General features: G+C 60.4%; 19 protein-coding genes. 15 read left to right on the top strand and 4 right to left on the bottom strand.

Features of this window, described 5'->3' with window-relative positions; genetic code table 11:
- Positions 1-29: 29 nt before the first annotated feature.
- On the top strand, positions 30-806 hold the full coding sequence (locus K6T12_RS17590) for a helix-turn-helix transcriptional regulator (RefSeq protein ID WP_222224186.1): 777 nt from the start codon (positions 30-32) through the stop codon (positions 804-806).
- Positions 807-1107: 301 nt separating this feature from the next.
- On the opposite strand, the gene eno is transcribed toward K6T12_RS17590, so the two are convergent.
- Entirely contained in the window at positions 1108-2394 is a 1287-nt protein-coding gene (eno, locus tag K6T12_RS17585; RefSeq protein ID WP_222224185.1) for a phosphopyruvate hydratase, read from the bottom strand.
- 430 nt (positions 2395-2824) lie between these two features.
- Here eno and xdhA point away from each other — a divergent pair, with 430 nt between their 5' ends.
- From xdhA to guaD, 4 genes are all read left to right on the top strand, one after another.
- Positions 2825-4264: a xanthine dehydrogenase small subunit gene (xdhA, locus tag K6T12_RS17580; protein WP_222224184.1), complete on the top strand. Its 1440-nt coding sequence runs from the start codon at positions 2825-2827 to the stop codon at positions 4262-4264.
- Entirely contained in the window at positions 4257-6650 is a 2394-nt protein-coding gene (gene xdhB / locus K6T12_RS17575) for a xanthine dehydrogenase molybdopterin binding subunit (protein ID WP_222224183.1), read from the top strand. The genes xdhA and xdhB overlap by 8 nt, the downstream gene beginning before the upstream one ends.
- 132 nt (positions 6651-6782) lie before the next feature.
- Positions 6783-7637, top strand: coding sequence for a xanthine dehydrogenase accessory protein XdhC (gene xdhC, locus K6T12_RS17570; protein ID WP_222224182.1), 855 nt, complete (start codon positions 6783-6785; stop codon positions 7635-7637).
- Between the two features lie 69 nt (positions 7638-7706).
- Positions 7707-9014 (top strand): guanine deaminase, encoded by a 1308-nt coding sequence (gene guaD / locus K6T12_RS17565; protein WP_222224181.1) that lies wholly within the window; start codon positions 7707-7709, stop codon positions 9012-9014.
- Positions 9015-9193: 179 nt separating this feature from the next.
- Here guaD and K6T12_RS17560 read toward each other — a convergent pair whose 3' ends face one another.
- Positions 9194-9934 carry a GntR family transcriptional regulator gene (locus K6T12_RS17560; protein ID WP_255611868.1) on the bottom strand — a complete coding sequence of 247 codons (741 nt, stop codon included), beginning with the start codon at positions 9932-9934 and terminating at the stop codon, positions 9194-9196.
- Between the two features lie 615 nt (positions 9935-10549).
- Here K6T12_RS17560 and K6T12_RS17555 point away from each other — a divergent pair.
- Positions 10550-11866: an NCS2 family permease gene (locus K6T12_RS17555; protein WP_315853628.1), complete on the top strand. Its 1317-nt coding sequence runs from the start codon at positions 10550-10552 to the stop codon at positions 11864-11866.
- Positions 11867-12028: 162 nt separating this feature from the next.
- Positions 12029-12643: a LysE family translocator gene (locus tag K6T12_RS17550; RefSeq protein ID WP_222224179.1), complete on the top strand. Its 615-nt coding sequence runs from the start codon at positions 12029-12031 to the stop codon at positions 12641-12643.
- An 8-nt stretch (positions 12644-12651) separates the two neighbouring features.
- On the opposite strand, the gene K6T12_RS17545 is transcribed toward K6T12_RS17550, so the two are convergent.
- The gene (locus K6T12_RS17545) at positions 12652-14004 is read right to left on the bottom strand and encodes an NCS2 family permease (RefSeq protein WP_222224178.1); all 1353 of its coding nucleotides are present in this window, start codon (positions 14002-14004) and stop codon (positions 12652-12654) included.
- A 103-nt stretch (positions 14005-14107) separates the two neighbouring features.
- Complete coding sequence (gene uraH, locus K6T12_RS17540) at positions 14108-14458, bottom strand: hydroxyisourate hydrolase (RefSeq protein WP_222224177.1); 351 nt, start codon at positions 14456-14458, stop codon at positions 14108-14110.
- A gap of 448 nt (positions 14459-14906) precedes the next feature.
- Between uraH and puuE the strand changes: the two genes are divergently transcribed.
- From puuE to K6T12_RS17500, 8 genes are all read left to right on the top strand, one after another.
- On the top strand, positions 14907-15827 hold the full coding sequence (gene puuE / locus K6T12_RS17535; protein ID WP_222224176.1) for an allantoinase PuuE: 921 nt from the start codon (positions 14907-14909) through the stop codon (positions 15825-15827).
- Positions 15827-16348, top strand: a complete 522-nt coding sequence (gene uraD, locus K6T12_RS17530) for a 2-oxo-4-hydroxy-4-carboxy-5-ureidoimidazoline decarboxylase (protein WP_222224175.1) — start codon at positions 15827-15829, stop codon at positions 16346-16348. The genes puuE and uraD overlap by 1 nt, the downstream gene beginning before the upstream one ends.
- 47 nt (positions 16349-16395) lie before the next feature.
- Positions 16396-17385 carry an allantoicase gene (gene alc, locus K6T12_RS17525; protein WP_222224174.1) on the top strand — a complete coding sequence of 330 codons (990 nt, stop codon included), beginning with the start codon at positions 16396-16398 and terminating at the stop codon, positions 17383-17385.
- A 12-nt stretch (positions 17386-17397) separates the two neighbouring features.
- Positions 17398-17895: an ureidoglycolate lyase gene (locus tag K6T12_RS17520; protein ID WP_222224173.1), complete on the top strand. Its 498-nt coding sequence runs from the start codon at positions 17398-17400 to the stop codon at positions 17893-17895.
- Positions 17896-17963: 68 nt separating this feature from the next.
- Positions 17964-19169 carry a urate hydroxylase PuuD gene (locus tag K6T12_RS17515; protein ID WP_222224172.1) on the top strand — a complete coding sequence of 402 codons (1206 nt, stop codon included), beginning with the start codon at positions 17964-17966 and terminating at the stop codon, positions 19167-19169.
- A 590-nt stretch (positions 19170-19759) separates the two neighbouring features.
- The gene (locus tag K6T12_RS17510; RefSeq protein WP_222224171.1) at positions 19760-21223 is read left to right on the top strand and encodes a nucleobase:cation symporter-2 family protein; all 1464 of its coding nucleotides are present in this window, start codon (positions 19760-19762) and stop codon (positions 21221-21223) included.
- Between the two features lie 158 nt (positions 21224-21381).
- Positions 21382-22740: an 8-oxoguanine deaminase gene (locus K6T12_RS17505; RefSeq protein WP_222224170.1), complete on the top strand. Its 1359-nt coding sequence runs from the start codon at positions 21382-21384 to the stop codon at positions 22738-22740.
- 126 nt (positions 22741-22866) lie between these two features.
- Entirely contained in the window at positions 22867-23583 is a 717-nt protein-coding gene (locus tag K6T12_RS17500; RefSeq protein WP_222224169.1) for an outer membrane protein OmpK, read from the top strand.
- Positions 23584-23743 lie beyond the last annotated feature (160 nt).

Raw genomic sequence — 23743 nt, 5'->3', positions numbered from 1 at the left:
TCGGCTGATCAATGCACTATTGCTGCACTATGAAACCGACAGAGACTGAAAACAGAGCGCTGACCAACCCGGCACTGAGCCTGCCATTGGCATCCTGCATCGAGGGGATCGGCGAGGAGGCGTTCTACCCTCGCTTCTTCCAGCTGATGAAGCTGTTCGCCCGGGTAGAGCAGTACATGGTGTTCGAGTTCCCACCGGACGACGGACCGGCCAGCTGCCGGCTGGCCCACAATGTCCAGCGCCCGGAGCTGGGCCTGCAACTGGCCTCGCTGTATCTGGACGGCGCCTACCGGGACGACCCACTACTGGCCCAACTGCGCAGCACGCTGGTCGAGCATCCCGGGCAACCGGCCTACCAGCACCTCGACCGCCGTTCACTGCCACCGGTCTACCGGCGCCGCTTCTACAACGTGCCGGACCTCGGCGAAAAGTTCGCCCTGGCGGCGCTGGACCCGCGCAGCCGGCACCTGTTCTATATCAACTTTTACCGTGGCGACGACCGGGCCAATTTCAGCGACGAAGAACTGGACCGGCTGGCCGCCGGTGCGCCGCTGATCAGCGCCCTGCTGCTGCGCCAGTTCCGTGACGAACGCCGCAAGCGCGATCCGATCCGCGCCCTCTTGGCCGCCGGCCTGTCGGAGCGTGAAGCGCAGATCTGCGGCCTGATCGCCAGGGGACACAGCGCCAAGAGCATCGCCCTGCGGCTGGAATTGTCGGAAAACAGCGTGGTGACCTACCGCAAGCGGGCCTATAAGAAGCTGGCGATCCAGCGGAAATCGCAACTGCTGCAGCTGTTGGAGGAGTGAGTCGAGGGGCTGCTACCAAACCTTGTAGGGCGTCACCCGGGGCGCCATCACCGCAGGCGATTTTGGAGCCCTGCGGGCTCCTGGTCGGCTGAACCTGCCCGGCCAGAGCCAACCCTACGTTATACGCGAAGCGGTAGGGCCGATCTGTTGTAGGAGGGGCTTTAGCCGCGACCGTCAGCGTTTTTTTCGGAGCCCGCAGCCAGTCGCCCGCGGAGCGGGCTGCTACAAAGATAGCGCCTCCCCAAAAAACGAGCCCCGCGGCGACAATTCCCGCCGGGCGGGGCGGCCTCTTACACGTCGATCATTGCTTGAGCAACACATTCGCGCCGGGATAACGCGCCTTGCTGCCCAGCTCCTCCTCGATACGCAGCAGCCGGTTGTACTTGGCCACCCGGTCCGAACGGCACAGCGAACCGGTCTTGATCTGGCCGGCGGCTGTCGCCACGGCGAGATCGGCGATAAAGGTATCTTCGGTTTCGCCGGAACGGTGCGAGATCACCGCCCGGTAACCGGCCGACTGTGCCAGCTTGATCGCCGCCAGGGTCTCGCTCAGGCTACCGATCTGGTTCAGCTTGATCAGGATCGCGTTGGCCACGCCGCTGTCGATCCCCTTCTGCAGCAGCCGGGTATTGGTGACGAACAGGTCGTCGCCCACCAGTTGGACCCGGTCGCCGAGCCGCTGGGTCAGCTTCCACCAGCCGGCCCAGTCGTTTTCGTCCATGCCATCCTCGATGGAGGCGATCGGGTACTTGTTGGCCATCGCCGCCAGGTATTCGACGAAGCCGGCGGCATTGTAACCGCGCCCCTCGCCGGCCAACTGGTATTCATCGACCCGGTAGAATTCGGAGGCGGCGCAGTCCAGCGCCAGGGTGATATCGCTACCGAGCTGATAACCGGCCCGCTCGACCGCCTGCTGGATGATCACCAACGCCTCTTCATTGGAGGACAGGTCCGGTGCGAAACCGCCCTCATCGCCGACCGCCGTGTTCAAGCCGTGCTCGCGCAGCACCGTCCGTAATGCATGAAAGACTTCCGCCCCCATACGCAACGCGTCCTTGAACGAGGTCGCGCTGACCGGCTGGATCATGAACTCCTGCAGGTCGATGTTGTTATCGGCATGTTCACCGCCATTAAGGATGTTCATCATCGGCACCGGCAGCAGGAACGGCTGGTCTCCACCGTTCAGCTCGGCCAGGTGCTGATAGAGCGGCAGGCCACGCGCCTTGGCTGCGGCTTTGGCGATCGCCAATGACACCGCCAGGATCGCGTTGGCGCCCAGACGGCTTTTGTTCTCGGTGCCGTCCAGCTTGAGCATGGCGTCGTCCACCGCCTGCTGATCCGCCTCATCCATGCCGCACAGCAGCGGGGCGATCTCCCGGTTGATGCCGTCAACCGCCGTCAGCACCCCTTTGCCGCCATAGCGCTGACCATCGTCATCCCGCAACTCCAGCGCCTCTCGCGATCCGGTCGAGGCGCCCGACGGCGCGCTGGCAACCGCCCTGATGCCGCCGCTCAACACCACCTCGGCTTCTACCGTCGGGTTACCACGGGAGTCCAGAATCTCACGCCCTCGTATGCTTTCAATCATTGCGCTTCGCTTCCTATACAGGTTGTTAGCTGGAGCCGGAGCTGCAGTGATCAGTCTTACTGATTTCAGCCCGACAATTCGGCGCTCCGACAGCTTGGCACCCTGACGGAACACTCAAGCACAATAAAATACATTATTATCTTTATTTGTATACATTTAATGTATACATATTAATCATCCCACTGCCAGCATGCGCCCGCGGGCTGACTCAACGGCGTTGACGCCAGCAACTTCGCCAACCTGCTACAGACGAGCGGTCACTGCCCTGCTGCTGCGTTCAGCGTGCCGATCGAGAGGAATCATGAAAATTTGTCAGGATGGCCATTTTTCTGACCCGTGAGTCAAATTCCATCTTGACTTAGAAGTCAGCTTTCACTTAAATCAATGTATACCATCCAATTAAATAATAAATACAAAGAGGAGAGCCCCCTTGATTAAGTTCTTACTGAATCAGGAATTGAGGGAGGAGCACACTCTCGACCCCAACATGACGGTGCTGAACTATCTGCGTGAGCATGTACGTAAGACCGGTACGAAAGAGGGGTGTGCTTCGGGAGACTGCGGCGCCTGTACAGTGGTACTGGCTGAACTCGACGGCGATCAGCTGCGCTATAAAAGCATCAACTCCTGCCTGACCTTCGTGTCGGCGCTGGACGGCAAGCAGTTGATTACGGTCGAAGACCTGAAGGACAAGGACAAACTTCACCCGTCCCAACAGGCGATGGTGGATTGTCACGGCTCTCAATGCGGCTTCTGTACCCCCGGCATCGTGATGTCGCTGTTCGCGCTGGGCAAGAACAACGCCGAGCCGGATAAGGAAGAGGTGCTGGAAGCATTGGCCGGCAACCTGTGCCGCTGTACCGGCTACCGGCCGATCGTCGATGCCGCCAACGCCATGTACGACGATGCCGGCGCCGACCAGTTCCAGCGTAACGAACAGGCCACCGTACAGCGACTGAAAGCATTGCAGCGCACTGATACGCCCAGCCTGGCGCTGGACAAACGCCACTGCCACAACCCGAAAACCACCGCCGAGCTGGCGGAACTGTTCCTGCAGTATCCCGAGGCCCGCCTGCTGGCCGGCGGTACCGACCTGGCGCTGGAAGTGACCCAGTTCCATCGCGAACTGCCGGCGATGATCTACGTCGGCGATATCGCCGAACTGAAGCAGGTGGAGGTGTTCGACGACCGCATCGAGCTCGGGGCTGCGGCATCGCTGAGCCAGTGCTACGACGCGCTCACCGCCGACTACCCGGATTTCGGCGCCCTGCTGCACCGCTTTGCCTCGCTGCAGGTGCGCAACCAGGGCACCCTGGGCGGCAACATCGGCAACGCCTCACCGATCGGTGACTCGCCGCCGGCGCTGATCGCCCTGAAAGCGCAGGTCGTGCTACGCAAAGGCGACCAGCGCCGCACCATGCCGCTGGAGGATTTCTTCGTCGACTACAAGGTCACCCAGCTGCAGCCGTCCGAGTTTATCGAGAAGGTGATCGTGCCGCGCGCCGGCGCCGTGGACCGGTTCCGCGCCTACAAGATCTCCAAGCGGCTGGATGACGATATCTCCGCCGTACTGGCGGCACTCAGTATCACCGTCGATGATGGCGTGGTAACCGACGCCTGCATCGCATTCGGCGGCATGGCCGCCATCCCGAAACGGGCCCGACATTGCGAGCAGACGCTGCTCGGCTCACACTGGAATCAGGCCACTATTGCCAAAGCGATGGCTGCCCTGGAGCAGGATTTCGCACCGATCTCCGATTTCCGCGCCTCCAAGGACTACCGGATGCTGACAGCCCGCAACATGCTGCAGCGCTACTTCGTCGAAAGCCAGGTAATAGAAGTCGAAACACGGGTGACCGCATATGTCTAACCATCAGAGCACGAAAAAAACGGTTGAAGAGATGCTGGCGCAGGCCAAGCAGGAGCTGCAAACCGGTGTTGGCCGCAAGGTCAAACATGAGAGCGCCGCCAAACAGGTAACCGGCGAGGCGGTCTATATCGACGACCGGTTGGAATTTCCGAATCAGCTGCACGCCTATGCCCGCATGAGCGACCGCGCCCATGCCAGGATCACCCGTATCGACCTGTCGCCCTGTTATGAAATTCCGGGCGTGGCCATCGCCATCAGCGCCGAAGACGTGCCGGGCCAGTTGGATATCGGCTGCGTGCTGCCGGGCGACCCGCTGCTGGCGGACGGCAAGGCTGAATATGTCGGCCAGCCGGTGATCGCGGTCGGCGCCGACAGCCTGGAAACCGCCCGCAAGGCGGCGATGGCGGCGATTATCGAATATGAAGAGCTGGAACCGGTGCTGTCGGTCGAAGATGCGCTGGAGAAGGAGAGCTACGTCAGCGATCCGCACACCCACCAGCGTGGCGATTCCAAGGCGGCACTGGCCAAAGCGCCCCACCGTATCCAGGGCGCGGTTCATATCGGCGGCCAGGAGCACTTCTACCTGGAAACCCAGATCTCCTCGGTGATCCCGACCGAAGACGGCGGCATGCTGGTGTACACCTCCAGCCAGAACCCGACCGAGGTTCAGAAACTGGTTGCCGAAGTGCTGGGCATCTCGTTCAACAAGGTGGTGGTCGACATGCGCCGCATGGGCGGCGGCTTCGGCGGCAAGGAGAGCCAGGCGGCCGGGCCGGCCTGCATCGCGGCGGTGATCGCCCGACTGACCGGCCGACCGACCAAGATGCGTCTGCCGCGCATGGAAGACATGATGATCACCGGTAAGCGCCACCCGTTCTTCAACCAGTATGACGTCGGCTACAACGACCAGGGCATTCTGCAGGGCGTCGAGATGAAGCTGGCCGGTAACTGCGGCTACTCGCCGGACCTGTCCAACTCGATCATCGACCGGGCAATGTTCCACGCCGACAACGGCTACTACCTGGGCGATGCCACCATCACCGGTTACCGCTGCAAGACCAACATCGCCTCCAACACCGCCTACCGTGGTTTTGGCGGCCCGCAGGGTCTGATCATGCCGGAGATCATCATGGACGATATCGCCCGTCGTATCGGCGTCGATCCGCTGGAGATCCGCAAGCGTAACCTGTACGGCGACGAGGGTCGCGACCACACCCATTACTACCAGAAGGTGGAAGACAACATCCTGCCGGAGCTGATCGCCGATCTGGAGCAGAACTGCGAGTACCAGAAGCGCCGGAAAGAGATCGCCGAATACAACCGCCACAGCCCGATCCTGAAAAAAGGTCTGGCGCTGACGCCAGTGAAGTTCGGTATCTCCTTTACCGCCACCTTCCTGAACCAGGCCGGCGCGCTGATCCATGTCTACACCGACGGCAGCATCCACCTGAACCACGGCGGTACCGAGATGGGCCAGGGTCTGAACACCAAGGTGGCGCAGATCGTCGCCGAAGAGTTCCAGGTGGATATCGATCGCATCCAGATCACCGCCACCAACACCGACAAGGTGCCGAACACCTCGCCGACGGCGGCGTCTTCCGGCGCCGACCTGAACGGTAAGGCGGCGCAGAACGCGGCGATCACCATCCGCCAGCGGCTGGTCGAGTTCGCCGCCCGCCACTTCGACGTGACCGAAGAGGATGTGGTGTTCCAGAACAACCACGTGATCATCCGCGACCAGATCATGCCGTTCGAGGAGCTGATCCAGCTGGCCTACTTCCATCAGATCTCGCTGTCGAGCACCGGTTTCTACCGCACGCCGAAGATCTACTACGACCGCGACAAGGCGCGCGGCCGGCCGTTCTACTACTACGCCTACGGCGCGGCCTGCTCCGAGGTGGTGGTCGATACCCTGACCGGCGAGTACAAGATCCTGCGGGCGGACATCCTGCACGACGTGGGCGCCTCGCTGAACCCGGCGATCGATATCGGCCAGGTGGAAGGCGCCTTCGTCCAGGGTGCCGGCTGGCTGACCAGCGAAGAGCTGGTCTGGAACGACCAGGGCCGGCTGATGACCGCGGGCCCGGCCAGCTACAAGATTCCGGCGGTGGCGGACATGCCGATCGATTTCCGGGTGCGACTGGTGGAAAACCGCCGCAACAAGGAAGACACGGTGTTCCACTCCAAAGCGGTGGGCGAGCCGCCGTTCATGCTCGGCATCTCGGTGTTCTGTGCCATCAAGGACGCGGTGGCCAGCGTGGCGAACTACCGCGTCAGCCCGCAGATCGATGCGCCGGCGACACCGGAACGGGTGCTCTGGGCGGTCGAGTCGCTGAAACAGGCCGTTGCTCAAGACCAGCCCGCCCCGGCGGCGGCCACGGTCTGACACCGAGGCGCGTAAACCGGCCCCGCGCGGCGCAGCCATGCCACTGTGCCGCACAGGGCAGCCACTAACTCCGCTGCCGGCCAGCCGGCAGCCAAAAAATAAGAGCCTTTGCTCACCAAGAGGCCAACAGCAATGAGTACAGATAACTGGATTACCACCGTCGCCAACCTGCGCCAGGCCGGTAAACCCTGCGTGATGGTGACCGTCGTCGAGGAGAAAGGCTCCACGCCACGCAACTCCGGCAGCAAGATGGTGGTCACCGCCAACCGCAGTTTCGACAGCATCGGTGGCGGCCATCTGGAACACAAGGCGATCAAGATCGCCCGCCAGATGCTGGCCGAGGGTGTCGGCGAAACCCGCTTCGAGCGCTTCTCGCTGGGCGCCAGCCTGGGCCAGTGTTGCGGTGGCGCCACCTCATTGCTGTTCGAGCCGGTCGGCCAGGCGCCTTTGCATATCGCGCTGTTCGGTGCCGGCCATGTGGCCCGCGCACTGGTGCCGATCCTCGCCTCCCTGCCCTGCCGGGTGCGCTGGATCGACTCCCGTGACGGCGAGTTTCCGAGCCAGATCCCCGAGGGGGTCGACAAGGTGGTCACCGAGTTCCCGGTCGATGAGATCGACGATATGCCGGCCGGCAGCTACTACATCGTGATGACCCACAATCACCAGTTGGACCAGGAGCTGACCGAACGGATTCTGCGGCGCGATGATTTCGGCTACTACGGCCTGATCGGCTCGCGCACCAAGCGCGCCAAGTTCGAACACCGGCTGCGCGCCAAGGGGTTCAGCGACGCGGTGATCGACAAGATGGTCTGCCCGCTCGGCCTGCCGATGGTGAAAGGCAAACTGCCGGCCGAAATCGCCGTATCGGTGGCCGGCGAAGTGATCGCCCGTTACAACGCCAACTTTGGCGAGCAGGCGGAATCCGGGGACAGCAGTGAGCGAAAGACGAAAAAAGCGAACACCAACCCTATTCATCAGGTGGCCTGAGCCGAGGGCGCCAGGCAGCCGTGTAACCCAGCTTAAAAAATCAAATAACAAATACGAGTCGAGACAGAGATGAATCAATCCACCAAGGCCTATCGTTCCGCCATTGTTCACAGCCTGGGCGATCCGGCCAAAGTCGGCCTCGAGAATTCGGTCGAGTACTTCGAGGATGGCCTGCTGGTCGTCGAGAACGGCCTGGTGAAGGCGGTCGGTCATGCACAGGAACTGCTGCCCACCCTGGCGGAGAATGTCACGGTGACGGAATATCAACGCTCGCTGATCGTGCCCGGCTTCATCGATACCCATATCCACTTTCCGCAGACCGGGATGATCGCCTCCTACGGCGAACAGCTGCTCGACTGGCTCAACAACTACACCTTCCCGGCCGAGGGCAAGTTTGAGGACCGTCAGCACGCCAAGGATGTCGCCGAGCGGTTCCTGACCGAACTGCTGCGCAACGGCACCACCACCGCGCTGGTGTTCGGCACCGTGCACAAGGAATCGGTCGATGCGTTCTTCGAGGTGGCCGAGGGCTACAATCTGCGGATGATCGCCGGCAAGGTACTGATGGACCGTAACGCGCCGGACTACCTGCTGGATACGCCGGAATCCGGCTACCAGGACAGCAAGGAGCTGATCGAACGCTGGCACGGCAAAGGCCGCCTGCACTACGCGGTAACGCCCCGTTTCGCGCCGACCAGCACCGATGAACAACTGGCGATCGCCGGCCAACTGCTGCACGAGTACCCCGACCTCTACATGCATACCCACCTGTCCGAGAACCAGAAAGAGGTTGAGTGGGTGCTGGAGCTGTTCCCGGATCGCAGCAGCTACCTCGACGTCTACCAGCACTTCAACCTGCTGACCGAGCGCTCGGTATTCGCCCACGGCATCCACCTGTGCGACGAAGAATGCCAGCAGCTGGCGGACAAGGGCTCGGCCATCGCCTTCTGCCCCACCTCCAACCTGTTCCTGGGCAGCGGCCTGTTCAACCTGCCGAAGATGGAACAGCACGGTGTGAACGTGGGGCTGGGCACCGACGTTGGCGCCGGCACCAGCTTCTCGATCCTGCACACGCTGAACGAAGCTTACAAGGTGATGCAGCTGCAGGGCGAAAAACTGCACCCGTTCAAGTCGCTCTACCTGGCCACCCTGGGTGGCGCCGAAGCGCTGCGACTGGACGACAAGATCGGCAGCTTCGCCAACGGCAAGGAAGCGGACTTCGTGGTACTGGATTACCAGGCGACACCGCTGCTGGATTACCGCATGCAGCAGGTCAAATCGCTGGATGAGAACCTGTTCGTACTGGCCACGCTGGGTGACGACCGTACCATCTTCGAAACCTATGCCGCCGGCCGCTGCGTTTACCAGCGCGGTTAAGGCCGATTCGTTAGGTTCCTTGTAGGAGCGGGCTTCAGCCGCGACCTTCGGCGGTCAAATCAAAGATTGCGGCCTGGGTCGCGGATAAATCCGCTCCTACACCCACCATCTATAGAAAATCGAAAAAAAACCCCGCCAGGCTGGCGGGGTTTGTCGTTAAGCGAAAAGGAAAAATGAACTTACTTGCTGATCAGATGGGAGAACACCGCCCGTAGATCATCGGAAGCGCCCTCGCCGTCCAGATTCAGCTTTCCTTCGATATGATCGAGGTGATGCATCATTAGGCGGACCGCCTTGGCCTTGTCGCCCTCTTCGATCGCCCGGATCAACTGGTAATGCTCGTCGTAAGAGCAGTGGGTTTTGCCACCGCTTTCATACTGGGCAATGATCAGCGAGGTCTGGGAGACCAGGCTGCGCTGGAAGTTCAACAGCGGTGCGTTGTTGGCCATCGTCGCCAGCTGCAGGTGGAACTCGCCGGACAAGCGGATACCGGCGCCGCGGTCACCGCGGTCGAAGCAGGCCCGCTCCTCCTCCACCATCCCTTTGATCACGTCGATCTGTTCCGCGGTGGCATGCTCCACCGCCTGCTCGATGATCGCCTTTTCCACCACCCGGCGCGCCAGGAAGATCTGTTTCGCCTCGTCGATGGTCGCGCTGGCGACCACGGCACCGCGGTTGGGCCGCAACACCACGATCTGCTCATGGGCCAGCCGTGACAGGGCGCGGCGAATCACCGTGCGGCTGACACCGAAGATCTCACCCAGCGCCTCTTCGTTCAACTTGGTGCCCGGCGCCAATCGCTGCTCCAGGATGGCGTCAAAAATGTGGGCATAGACGATATCGTCCTGGGTACCGGCCTTGCTGGTCCCCGCTACCGCTTTTGGCGGCATTTTGGTCTGCAATTTCTCGTTTAAAGACATCGCGGTTTCAGTCTCTAGCATTTAACTATCACTGTCATGCAACCATTGCCCTGTACGACCTGCGTCCGGACATACAGAGGCATGGCGCCCATGTTTGGCGTTGATGTTACATAGCACTGCTTTCATTGTACACACAACCAAAGCACAATGCCCGTGGACAATTTTCTCTACAACTTGCCCGTGTCACTGCTCCACCCCTCACCAGCCTGAACATTTAAGGCGCAAACCCCGTCACCAAAACCTGCCCGGGACCCTGCCGAAGATCACCCGGCGGGTAATAGGGCGCCTAAAAACAGCAGCTTAAAGAACACCTTGGACGATTCTGAGAGGTGGCTGCTGAGTCCTGCCGGCGCAAGACTTTACGCCCCCTAAAGGGTAGGGGTTCGACGACCGAAAGATAACATTGGAGACAAATTGGAATCCGCTGTTGCCAATGTTTGTACACAATGCAATACTGCCATTTGTATACCAGCTGACCAAGCAGGCTTACCTCAAAGAGCACCCGATCGCCAGGAAGCTGCCTTATAAAAATAACCAGGCTTCCTTGTCATTCACTCGAATATGAGGACACATGTTGTGGATAGCGTTAAACAAGAACAATTAAGCTCTGAGTTCGTGGAAAGCGAACAACACAACCGTGGATTTCTTGATCGCTTCTTTAAGCTGAAAGAACACAATACCAACGTACGTACCGAACTGATCGCCGGCCTGACAACCTTTGTCACCATGGCCTACATCATCTTCGTGAACCCCAACATCATGGCAGACTCCGGTATCGACCATGGCGCCGCCTTTGTAGCCACCTGCATCGGCGCCGCTCTGGGCTGCTTCCTGATGGGCCTCTATGCCAACTGGCCGGTTGGCCTTGCCCCCGGCATGGGCCTGAACGCGTTCTTCACCTACACCGTGGTCGGCGAGATGGGCTACGACTGGCAGGTTGCGCTGGGCGCGGTATTTATCTCCGGGGTGCTCTTCGTATTGATGAGTATCTACAAGATTCGGGAATGGCTGATCAACAGCATCCCGATGAGCATGCGCTTTGCGATGGGCGCCGGTGTCGGCCTGTTCCTGGGCCTGATCGGCCTGAAGACCGCCGGCATCGTCGTCGACAACCCGGTAACCCTGCTTTCGATGGGGACTTTCACCCAACCCACAGCCCTGCTGGCAGCGATCTGCTTCCTGATGATCGCGGTACTGTCCTACCGCAACGTATTCGGCGCGGTACTGATCAGCATCCTGGCGGTAACCTTTATCGGTTGGACTCTGGGTATGGTGGAATATAACGGCCTGGTATCCATGCCGCCGAGCCTGGCCCCTACCCTGTGGCAGCTGGATATCGCCGGTGCCCTGGATGTGGGGATGATCAGCGTGATCCTGGCATTCCTGTTCGTCAACATGTTTGACACCGCCGGCACCCTGATGGGGGTGGCGCACCGTGCCAACCTGATCCGCGAAGACGGTTATATCGAAAACCTGAGCAAGGCCCTGAAAGCGGACAGCGTCTCCAGCGTGGCCGGTGCCGCCGTTGGTTGTGCCCCGGTCACCAGCTATGTGGAAAGTGCATCCGGCGTCGCTGCCGGCGGCCGGACCGGCTTGACCGCCATCGTGGTCGGTGCGCTTTTCGTGGCCGCGATGTTCCTCGCCCCGCTGGCCGGCATGGTACCGGCCTATGCCACCGCCGGTGCGCTGATCTATGTCGCCATGCTGATGATGACCGGCATGGGTCACATCGAGTGGAAGGAGATGAGCGATGCCATCCCGGCAATCGTCACCGTGGTGATGATGCCGCTGACCTTCTCCATCGCCAACGGCATCGCCATGGGCTTCGTCACCTACACGGTACTGAAACTTTTGACCGGCCAGCGCGACCAGATCTCCCTCAGCATCTATGTGCTGACGGCAATCTTCGTCGCCAAGTTCGTGTTCCTGTAAGCCCGGCAATCCCGGTCTCTGCCCTGCCGGCGCAGTAAACGCCGGGACCTGTCGGTCCCGGCTCTTTTTTATTCGATCTTTTGGAACCTTTTTTCAGTAACATGGCCCGGTTCGCAGAACACGGGCTCTACAGCCACCACCATCAACCGCAAGGAACCGTCGATGTCGCTCGATACCTGGCTGCTGTTTACCTCGGCCACCTTTTTCGTGATCCTGATTCCCGGGCCGCTGTCTCTGTTGATGGTGGCCAACACCCTCAACTATGGCTTGGTCCGCTCCGCGCCTGCGTTCCTGGGCGGTGTCAGCGCATCGCTGTTGCTGCTCAGCCTGTCCGCCACCGGTCTGGCGGCCTTCATTACCGCGTCAGAGCAGCTGTTCACCACGCTCAAGATCGGCGGTGCGCTGTACCTGATCTACCTCGGTTACCGCAGCTGGAAGGAGCCGACCGGCGATGCCCAGCTGAAGGCAAGCCAGAATGCACGCTTCGGAACCCTGTTCTGGCGCGCCTTCACCCTGGCCGCCAGCAACCCGAAGGACATCCTGTTCTTCCTGGCGTTTCTACCACAGTTCATCAATCCGGAAGCATTACTGATGCCGCAGTTGTTGGTGATGATCGCCACCTGGGCGGTAGCCGACCTGCTGTGCAAGCTGTTCTATGGCGGTTTTGCCAAGCTGGCGGCCCCGGCACTCACCGCCGCCCACCGCCGCCGGGCGTTCAACCGGGTTACCGCCGCGATCTTCGTCGGCGCCGGCACTTTCGCGGCCCTGAGCCGATAAGCCAACCTCTACAGCACGGCGAACTTCAGGATAAACAGCGCCGCCAGCACGTAGACGCTGGCGGAGATATCCCGGTAATGGCCGCAGCCGAGTTTTATCGCGGTGTAGGTGATAAAACCCAGCGCGATGCCGTTGGCGATCGAAAACGACAGCGGCATCATCACCGCCGCCACCACCGCCGGCGCCGCTTCTGTCAGATCGTGCCAGTCTATTCTGCCCAGCCCACTGGTCATCATCACCGCCACGAAGAACAACGCCCCCGCCGTGGCATAAGCCGGCACCATCGCCGCCAGGGGCGCAAAAAACATCCCCGCCAGAAACAGCAGCGCCACCACCACGGCGGTCAGTCCGGTGCGCCCGCCGGCTTCGACCCCGGCGGCACTCTCGACATAGCTGGTGGTGGTCGACGAGCCCAGCAGCGAACCGCAGATACTGGCCGAACTGTCCGCCATCAGCGCCCGCCCCAGGCGCGGCAGCTGCCCCTTCGAATCGAGCAGATTGCCACGATGGGCCACCCCGATCAGCGTGCCGGCGGTATCGAACAGGTCAACGAACAGGAACGAAAAGATCACGCTGATCATCGCCACATCGAAGGCCCCGGCGATATCCAGCTGCAGCACTGTCGGCGCCAGGCTCGGCGGCGCCGACACCAGCCCCTGATACCGCACCAGCCCGCCAGCCAGGCCGATCAGGGTGACGAACAGGATGCCGATCATTACCGCCCCAGTCACCCGGCGGAAGGTCAACACCGTGATGACAATGAAACAGAGTCCGGCCAGCAACGGCTCCGGCGCGGTCAGATCGCCCAGGGTGACCAGGGTGGCGGGACTGTCCACGACGATGCCGGCGGTTTTCAGCGCAATGATCCCCAGAAACAGGCCGACGCCGGCCGACAGCGCCATCCGCAATGACAGTGGAATGCTGTTGATGATCCACTCGCGCACCCGGAAGATACTCAGCAGCAGGAACATCACACCGGACAGGAACACCGCCCCCAGCGCCACCTGCCAGCTGTAGCCCATCTCGCCCACCACGGTAAAGCTGAAGAAGGCGTTCAAGCCCATGCCGGGCGCCAGCGCAATCGGGTAATTGGCATACACGCCCATGATCAGGCTGCCGATGGCCGCCGCCAGGCAGGTCGCCACGAAAACCGAACCATGATCCATGCCGGCTGCCGACAGCACATTGGGATTCACAAAGATGATGTACGCCATGGTCAGGAAGGTGGTCACGCCGGCGATCAGTTCACGACCGGGGGTGGTGCCGTGTTCGGTCAGCAGAAACCAGCGGTCAAGCAGCGCAGGGCTGGCTGAACGGGGGGAGGAGTCGTTGGGATTTTCCGGGGGATTCACGCTGGCCATCGCTAAGCACCCTGATTTAAAGATCAGCATCAATCAGGCGGCCAACAGTACAGAAGGAGCCCCTCCGGATGCCGATCGTCCGGAGGGACGGGGGGGCGAGCTATCAGCTACCTCTGTAAGTAGAATAGCTGTAGGGCGAGATCAGCAACGGAACATGGTAGTGCTCCGCCTCGTCGGCGATACCGAAACGCAGGACCACGTCGCCCAGAAACGCAGGCTCGGGCAGTTCCAGCCCCATAGCACGGTAGTAGGCGGCGACGTCGAATTCCAGCTCGTAGACGCCGGCTTTAAACGCTTCACCCTGCAACAGCGGCTCATCCACCCGGCCATCGGCATTGGTCTGAACCACCTTCAGCAATTCACGCTGCGTGCCCACCTGAAACAGTTTTACCTGGATCCCCTTACCCGGCAGACCGTGTGCTGAATCCAGTACATGTGTTGTTAGATAACCCATTTGTTATTACGGGCACCCTGACGAGGCTGTCGAGAAATTACTGCCCTCAACATCCTCTAAGGCCCCTACCTCCTCGCATCGATTGCTTCATTCAATAGTGGCGCAAGTCGCATCACCACGCCCACAGAAAACATAGACAAGAACATTTCTAGCAATTTATTGTACACAATGCAATGCACGAGAAGTCCAAATCATCCTTAAAACCCTCGTCAATCCAGTCGCCTCGAGAACACTGACGGCAGGGGCTCGGCAGGGCTATAGAAGAGATCGACGGCACAGTCCGGCCGAGGTTTGGCCACAAAGAACAGCAACTAGAGTTCTTTACAAGCCAAAGATATCATGTATACAATCCAAGTATACAAAGATTGACTACAATAGAATTATGCGGATACAAACATGAAACGTATGGTTCTCAATAACTATCAACCCGTTTCGCAAGGAGTCGACTGTGAGTGACACTTATCCACGCGACCTGATCGGCTACGGTGCAAACCCTCCCCATCCCGAATGGCCTGGCAACGCACGGATTGCGGTCTCGTTTGTGCTGAATTACGAAGAGGGCGGCGAACGCTGCGTGCTGCACGGCGACCCGGAATCGGAAGCCTTCCTGTCCGAGATGCCCTCGGCCCAACCGCTGGCGGGCGTGCGCCATATGAGCATGGAGTCGATCTATGAATACGGCAGCCGCGCCGGCGTCTGGCGCCTGCTCAAGCTGTTCAACAAGTACGACATCCCGCTGACCGTGTTTGCGGTGGCGATGGCGATCGAGCGCCATCCTGAAGTCGCCCGCGCCATGGTCAAGGCCGGCCATGAGATCTGCAGCCACGCCTACCGCTGGATCGACTACCAATATATGGACGAGTCCGAAGAGCGCGACCACCTGCAGCGGGCGATCGAGATCATCCGTAAGGTAACCGGCCAACGCCCGCTGGGCTGGTACACCGGTCGCAACAGCCCGAACACTCGCAAACTGGTGATGCAGGAAGGCGGCTTTCTATACGACTCCGACGCCTATGACGACGACCTGCCCTACTGGGTGGAAGGCGAAGACAAGCCTCACCTGGTGATTCCCTACACCCTGGACGTAAACGACATGCGTTTCGCCACGGTTCAGGGCTTTAACAGCGGCGAGCAGTTCTATCAGTACCTGAAGGACAGCTTCGACACCCTGTACGAGGAAGGCGCCGAGGCGCCGAAGATGATGTCGATCGGTCTGCACTGCCGACTGGCGGGCCGTCCAGGCCGCATCGCCGCGTTGGAGCGGTTTATCCGCTATGCCCAGGGTCACCACGGGGTCTGGTTCAGCCGCCGAATTGATATTGCCCGTCACTGGCACGAGCACCACCCGTTTAAAAAGGAGAGCGTTTGATGAGTAGCCCCCGTTTTCAGAGCTGCACCCCCAGCGAGATGTCGCGCGAGGCCTTTACAGAGGTATTCGGCGATATCTATGAGCACTCCGCCTGGGTGGCGGAGCAGGCCTGGGACAGCGGTCTGAACGACAGCCATAACGGCATCGACGATCTGCATCAGTTGATGTCCGGCATCCTGCTGAACAGCGATAAAGAGGCGCAACTGGCATTGATCAATGCCCACCCGGATCTGGCCGGCAAGGCAGCGATCCGCGGCGAGCTGACCGAGGCCTCGACCTCTGAACAGGCCGGTGCCGGCATTCATGAGTGCAACGAGGAGGAGTTCCAGCGCTTTACCTCACTCAATACGGCGTACAAAGAGAAATTCGGTTTCCCGTTCATCATGGCGGTGAAAGGCAGCAACCGGTTCCAGATCCTGGCGGCGTTTGAAGAGCGTATCCATCACAGCCACGAACAGGAGTTCGAACGGGCTTTGCAGGAGATCAACAAGATCGCGCTGTTCCGCCTGCGCGACCTGTAAGCGCACTTTTTAAAGCGACCAACAAGGCTTATTCCGGAAAGAACACGATGACAACAAATAACTTCGAAAAGTACGTCAACCTGGCCGATGCCAGACTGGACAGCAAGGCGATCTACGTCACCGACGACTGGTTTGCCGAGGTAAACCGCATGCTGCAGCCGGACGCACCGGTCTGGAAAGAGGGCGTATACGACGATAACGGCAAATGGATGGATGGCTGGGAATCCCGCCGTAAACGGCACGAAGGCTACGACTACGCGATCGTCCGGCTGGGCGTGCCGGGCACCGTTAAAGGGATCGATATCGACACCAGCTATTTCACCGGCAACTATCCGCCGTCGGCCTCCATCGACGCCTGCTTCTGCCCCGAAGGGGATCCGAACGAGGACACCCAGTGGCAGGAACTGCTGCCGGCCGTCAGCCTGCAGGGCGACAGCCACCATCTGCACGCCATTAACGATGGCCGCCCCTGGACCCACCTGCGGCTGAACATCTACCCGGATGGCGGCGTCGCACGCCTGCGGGTCTACGGTATTCCGCACCGGGATTGGTCGCTGCAGAGTGCGGACGAAAGCATCGACCTGGCCGCCGCGCTGAACGGCGGTCGCGCACTGGCCTGCAACGACGAACACTTCGGCCGGATGAGCAACATCATCAACCCGGGCCGCGGCGTAAACATGGGAGATGGCTGGGAAACCGCCCGCCGCCGCACGCCGGGCAATGACTGGGTGATCCTGGCGCTGGGCCATCCGGGCGAGATCGACCGCATCCTGGTCGACACCCACCATTTCAAGGGCAACTACCCGGACAGCTGCTCGATCCAGGCGGCCTTCGTCAAAGGCGGCACCGACGAGCAGATCGAAACCCAGAGCCTCTACTGGAGCGAACTGCTGCCCTCGCAGAAGCTGCAGGCGCACCAGGAGCATGAATTTGCCGAGCAGATCAACAAGCTGGGCCCGGTCACCCACGTACGTCTGAACATCTTCCCGGATGGTGGCATCAGCCGTTTGCGCCTGTTCGGCAAGATCAGCAAGTAACAGGGGGCCGCGATGACAACCCTGACGATTGAACCGCTGACCGCTGAAGCCTTCGCCCCGTTTGGCGATGTGATCGAAACCGAGGGCCGGGACCATTTCCCGATCAACAACGGCTCGACCCAGCGCTACCACCAGTTGGCCGAGGTGGAAGTAGCTGACGGAGGTGGCCGCCCGATCATCAGCATATTCCGGGCACAGATGCTGGACTATCCGCTGAGCATCAAGATGGTGGAACGCCACCCGCTGGGCAGCCAGGCCTTTATTCCACTGAACGGCAATCCGTTTCTGATTGTGGTGGCGCCGAAAGGCGATGAGGTCGACAGCGGCGAGTTGCGTGCCTTTATCAGCAACGGTCGCCAGGGCGTCAACTACCACCGCGGCGTCTGGCACCACCCGATTCTGGCGCTGCAACCGGAGGATGACTTCCTGGTGGTGGACCGGGCCGGCGAAGGCCACAACTGCGATGAGTACTTCTTCGGCGACGAGAGCAGCATCGTTCTCGCGCCCTGAAAATAACAATTACAAGATCAGTGCCGGCATTCAGGTAACGGTGTCGGCCTTTATTTGAGGAGTTCGTTATGGATCCCCATGTAACCGAATGGCTCAACCTGGCAGTGCGCTGGGTACATATGATTACCGGTATCGCCTGGATCGGCGCATCCTTCTATTTTGTCTGGCTGGAGAACAACCTGGACCGGCGCACTCCCCGCGAAGGCCTGTCCGGCGACCTCTGGGCGATCCACGGTGGTGGTATCTATCACCTGGAAAAATACAAGCTGGCACCGCCGAAGATGCCGGACAACCTGCACTGGTTCAAATGGGAAGCCTATTTCACCTGGATCAGCGGCGTTACCCTGCTGGCCATCGTGTACTACCTCAATGCTGAACTCTACCTGATCGCGCCGGGCTCCGGCATCGGTGCCACCACCGCGATCGGCATCAGTGTCGCCGCGCTGATCGCCGGCTGGTTCATCTACGATTTCCTGTGCGATTCGGCACTGGGCAAGCAGCCTGCCCTGCTGGGTGCTCTGATCTTCGTATTGATCATCGCCGCCGCCTGGGGCTTCAGCCAGGTCTTCAGCGGCCGCGCCGCCTACATCCATGTCGGCGCCATCATCGGCACCATCATGGTCGGCAACGTGTTCCGCATCATCATGCCGGGCCAGCGCGCGCTGGTAAAAGCGATCGAAGAGAACCGCGAGCCGGACCCGGTGTTGCCCGCCAAGGCCCTGCTGCGCTCCCGTCACAACAACTACTTCACGCTGCCGGTGTTGTTCATCATGATCAGCAACCACTTCCCGAGCACCTACGGCAGTGAATACAACTGGGCGATTCTGGCCGGTATTGCAGTGCTGAGCGTACTGGTGCGCCACTACTTCAACACCCGTCACGAGACTCAGAAGTACGCCTGGACCCTGCCGGCCGCTGCGGTCGGTATGATTGCACTGGCGTTCGTCTCCGCGCCGCAGTCCACGATCGCCCCCCAGGCACCGACTGCGCAACACGGAGGCGTGAGTAGCTCGGTGACGTTTGAAACTGTCTCCACGGTTATTGCCGAACGCTGCACGGTTTGCCACTCGGCCAATCCGACCAGCAGCATGTTCACCAGTGCGCCGGCAGGCGTGATGTTCGACAGCCCGGAGCAGATCCGGCAGCAGGCTGCCCGCATCCAGGCGCAAAGTGTGGCCTCCGAGGCGATGCCGCTGGGCAATATCACCCAGATGACCAAAGCGGAACGTGACCTGCTGGGCCTGTGGATTCAACAGGGCGCAGAGGTACGTTAAGACAGCAGAAACGCCAGAGACCCCGGGAACCTGTGCGCAGGGTCCCAAAGCCCTCCCCAATGCAATCTGTCGATGTGCGGTTTCCGCGCCTTCGGGCGCGGTCTTTTTTGATTTGCCACCACCTTTCCAAAGGCCATGCCTGGCAGCGGTCAAGTCAAGCGACATTCATAGCCGACCAATACAACAATCAAGATATTTGTGTACAAGTAAAAGACAATATATCGATTCAAATCCGCACTACCAAGTCAGAACCACGGATCTGATTCCCCGGCGCAGCTCGCCCACTCAAATAGCCAACCCGTCACATACAAGCGCATTAGCGCCTTTTGGCACCATTTTACCCAGACAACAAGGCCTTTCCTCCAATCAGCCCGACATCCTTAAGTTCACTTTTCCATAGGACCGGTTAACAAAAACCAACCATGTGTACACATTTTACAACTTTTGTGTGGACGACATTTTTTCATGATTATATAGTCCTAAACCAAGTTGACCTCAGGGTCAGCCGCTCAATTGTGCTGTTCGTGGATGCCGTCCCACCAAACTCCGGCATTAGAAACCTCATAAAAATAAGCAAAGGTACGACCACAATGACGACCAATCAGAACGACCACTCCACCACAGAACCGATTGACCTGGTCTATGGCCTGGAGGACAGACCGGCAATCACCCCGTCGCTGTTCGCCGCGCTCCAGCATGTGCTGGCCAGTTTTATCGGCATCATTACCCCGACCCTGATCGTCGGCGGTGTGCTCGGGCTGGGCAGTGAAATCCCCTATCTGGTCAGCATGGCGCTGATCGTATCCGGCGTGGGCACCTTTATTCAGGCGCGCCGCATCGGGCCGGTCGGCTCGGGACTACTCTGCGTGCAGGGCACCAGCTTTGCCTTCCTCAGCGCCATCCTGGCAGCCGGCTTCATGGTGAAGGCCAAGGGCGGCGGCCCCGACGAGATTCTTGCCACCATCTTCGGCGTCTGTTTCTTTGCCGCTTTCGTGGAGATCGCCCTCAGCCGGGTGATAGACAAGCTGAAGCGCATCATCACGCCGATTGTCACCGGCACCATCATCACGCTGATCGGTCTGTCGCTGATCAAAGTGGGCATGACCGACTTCGCCGGGGGATACGGTGCGGAAGATCTCGGATCGCCGGAAAACCTGACGCTGGGTTTTCTGGTACTGATCACCATCATCGCCTTTAACCGCTTCCAGTTTCAGATTCTGCGCCTGAGCGCGGTCATTGCCGGGCTGTCTATCGGTTTCGCCGCTGCCTGGGCGATGGGCAAAGTGGATTTCGGCGGTCTCGGAGATGTCACCCTGATCTCCATACCGGTCCCGTTCAAATATGGCTTCAGCTTCGATCTGGCGGCCTTTATCCCGATCGCCATCATCTTCCTGATTACTCCGCTGGAAACGACCGGCGACCTGACCGCCAACAGCATGGTTTCCCGTCAGCCGGTGAAAGGCCCTGTCTACCTGAACCGGATCAAGGCCGGCGTACTGGCCGATGGCTGCAATTCGGCGCTGGCCGCCACCTTCAATAGCCTGCCGATGACCACGTTCAGCCAGAACAACGGCGTGATTCAGCTGACCGGCGTGGCCAGCCGCCATGTGGCGCTGTTTATTGCCGGCATTCTGGTATTCCTCGGCCTGTTCCCGATCGTCGGCGGCGTGCTGCAGCAGATGCCGAAACCGGTGCTGGGCGGCGCCACCCTGATCATGTTCGGCACGGTGGCGGTGGCCGGCATCAAAATTCTGGCCGAGGCGGAGCTGAACCGGCGCAACATGCTGATCGTCGCCATCTCCATCGGCCTGGGCCTGGGCCTGGGAGTCGCCGGTGTACCTGAAGTCCTCAGCGCCCTGCCGGATACGATCAAAAACATCTTCGGCTCGCCGATTACCGTCGGTGCGCTCACGGCGATCACCTTGAACCTGATTCTGCCTGACGAAAGCAGCGCCCAGCAGCAGTTGGACCGCAGCGATGAAACCGCTGCCGAAGCGGTCAGCGGCGATCATCTCGAAGCGGACGGCCAGTCCTCAGCGGCAACCAGCAACTGATCATAGCGTTCTGTCGTTGCGAAGCGCACGGAATCCGAGTGCGTTTTGCCCACGGAACCAGACGCAGTTAATACAGCTCCGGTGGCGGACCTTTCCGGGTTGTTCGTCATCGGTATCTACATCCGGGCAAAAGACTAACGATTAGCGAAGGAGCCATCATGCCCACAAAAGATATTCAGCGTCTCTGGATCAAATCGCCCCTGGCCACCCTGGATAAACAGGCCGCCGGCGGCGTGGTAATCGAAAATGACCGGATCGTTGAAATTCTCGCCGCCGGCGAGCAACCCGCCCGTCCCATCACCGAAATCTTCGATGCGCGCGACCATATATTGTTGCCCGGCTTGGTGAATGCCCATCACCACTTCTACCAAACCCTGACCCGTGCCTATCCGCAAGCGCTCAATAAGGAACTGTTCCCCTGGCTGCAAAGCCTCTATCCCGTCTGGGCCGGTCTGACCCGGGAGATGGTGGCCGTGTCGACCCAGATCGCCCTGGCCGAGCTGCTGCTCTCCGGCTGCACCACCGCCAGCGATCACCACTACCTGTTCCCGCTCGGCCTGGAAGAGGCGATCGACATCCAGATGGAACAGGCGCACCGACTCGGCGTGCGCGTCCACCTGACCCGTGGTTCGATGAGCCTGGGGCAAGCCGATGGCGGCCTGCCGCCGCAGTCCACCGTTCAGGATGAGGCCACCATTCTGGCCGACAGCGAGCGGTTGATCCGGCGCTACCACCAGGCCGAGGATGGCGCGATGCGCCGGGTGGCCCTGGCGCCCTGCTCGCCGTTCTCGGTCAGCGAAGAGCTGATGCGCGCCTCGGCGGAACTGGCCCGGCAACACGGAGTGCGGCTGCACACCCATCTGGCGGAGACCCATGACGAGACCGACTTCTGCCTGCAGATGTTCGGCGTACGTCCGCTGGATTATCTGGAACGGGTCGGCTGGCTCAACGACAGCACCTGGCTGGCGCACGGCATCCATTTCAACGATGAGGAGATCAAGCGGCTGGGCCAGGCCGGTACCGGCATCTGCCACTGCCCCTCCTCCAACATGCTGCTCGCCTCCGGCCAGTGCCCGACGCTGGAGCTGGAAGCGGCCGGCAGCCCGGTGGGCCTCGGTGTCGACGGCTCGGCGTCCAACGACGGCTCCAACATGATCCAGGAGGTCCGCCAGGCATTTCTGCTGCAGCGGCTGCGCTATGGCGCCGCCGCAATCAGCCATCAGAAAGTGCTGAACTGGGCCACCGAGGGTTCGGCCCACTGCCTGGGCCGGGACGATATCGGCACCCTCGCCGTCGGCAAGCAAGCCGACCTGGCGCTGTTCAAGCTGGATGGCATCCGCTATGCCGGTGCCGGCGATCCGCTCGCCGCCCTGGTGCTCTGTGGCGCGGAAAAAGCGGACCGCATGATGGTGGCCGGACGCTGGCGGGTGATCGACGGTGAGGTCGTCGAGCTGGATCTGAACCGGCTGATCGCTCGCCAGAAAGAGCTGGCGACGCAGCTCGCCCAGACAACCTGAATCCAGCTGCCGCAGTCGATGAAGACAGCCGGGCCCGCCCGGCTGCACAGGCAGGTGCCGGCAGCAGACAAACCGTAACTCAATAAACTCAACCAAAATAAAAACAAACCTGAGGAACCCAAACCCATGAAACTGACAAAGTCCATGTTGCCCGCCCTGGCCGGAATCGCGCTGTCCACGTCGGTATCCGCCGAGATGATCTGGAGCGACATCAGCCTCACCTACCTGAACGGTAGCGATTACGAGGTCGGCGACCCTGATCGGGAGGTGTTTACCTTCGAACACGCCAGTGGTCACAGCTGGGGCGACACCTTCTTCTTCATGGACCGGTTGAAATCGGACAACGGCGATACCGAAACCTACTTCGAGTTCGCCCCGCGTCTGAGCCTCGGCTCGCTCAGCAACACGGACCTCTCCTTCGGTCCGGTCAAGGACCTGCTGATCACCACCACCTGGGAGAGCGGCGAAGGGTTCGACAACTGGCTGTACGGTCTGGCATTCAGCTTCGATCTGCCAGGCTTCCAGTACTTTAACGCCAACGTCTACAAGGTGGAAAACGAGAACATCGAGGACGATGAACAGCTGACCCTGACCTGGGGCGCGCCGTTCTCCATCGGCTCGGCCGAGTTTCTCTACGACGGCTTCCTCGATTGGAGCACCGCCCAGTCCGACCATGCCTCCGAAATGAATTTCACCTCGCAGCTGAAATGGAACGCCGGCAAGCTGATCGGCAGCAAGACGCCACTGTACGTCGGCCTGGAGTATGCCTACTGGAACAACAAATTCGGCATCAAGGGGGTCGATGAACGCAACCCCTCGCTGCTGCTGAAGTGGCATTTCTGATCACCACCGATATCTTCCCGTAAAGCCAGCATCCGCTTAATGCCGATCAGTTAAGCTCTTTAACTTGCTGATCAGGCAAGAGAAAATCCGGAATCCATGTTAAGGGTTCCGGATTTTTTTATGCATTTCAGTCAGGCAGTGGATGCCATCTCTCGCGTTT

The sequence above is a fragment of the Marinobacterium arenosum genome (assembly GCF_019795155.1).
In the GTDB taxonomy this organism is placed as follows: Bacteria; Pseudomonadota; Gammaproteobacteria; order Pseudomonadales; family Balneatricaceae; genus Marinobacterium_C; species Marinobacterium_C arenosum.
Note: the sequence above shows the minus strand (reverse complement) of the source record. Positions and strands in the feature narration are given on the sequence as shown.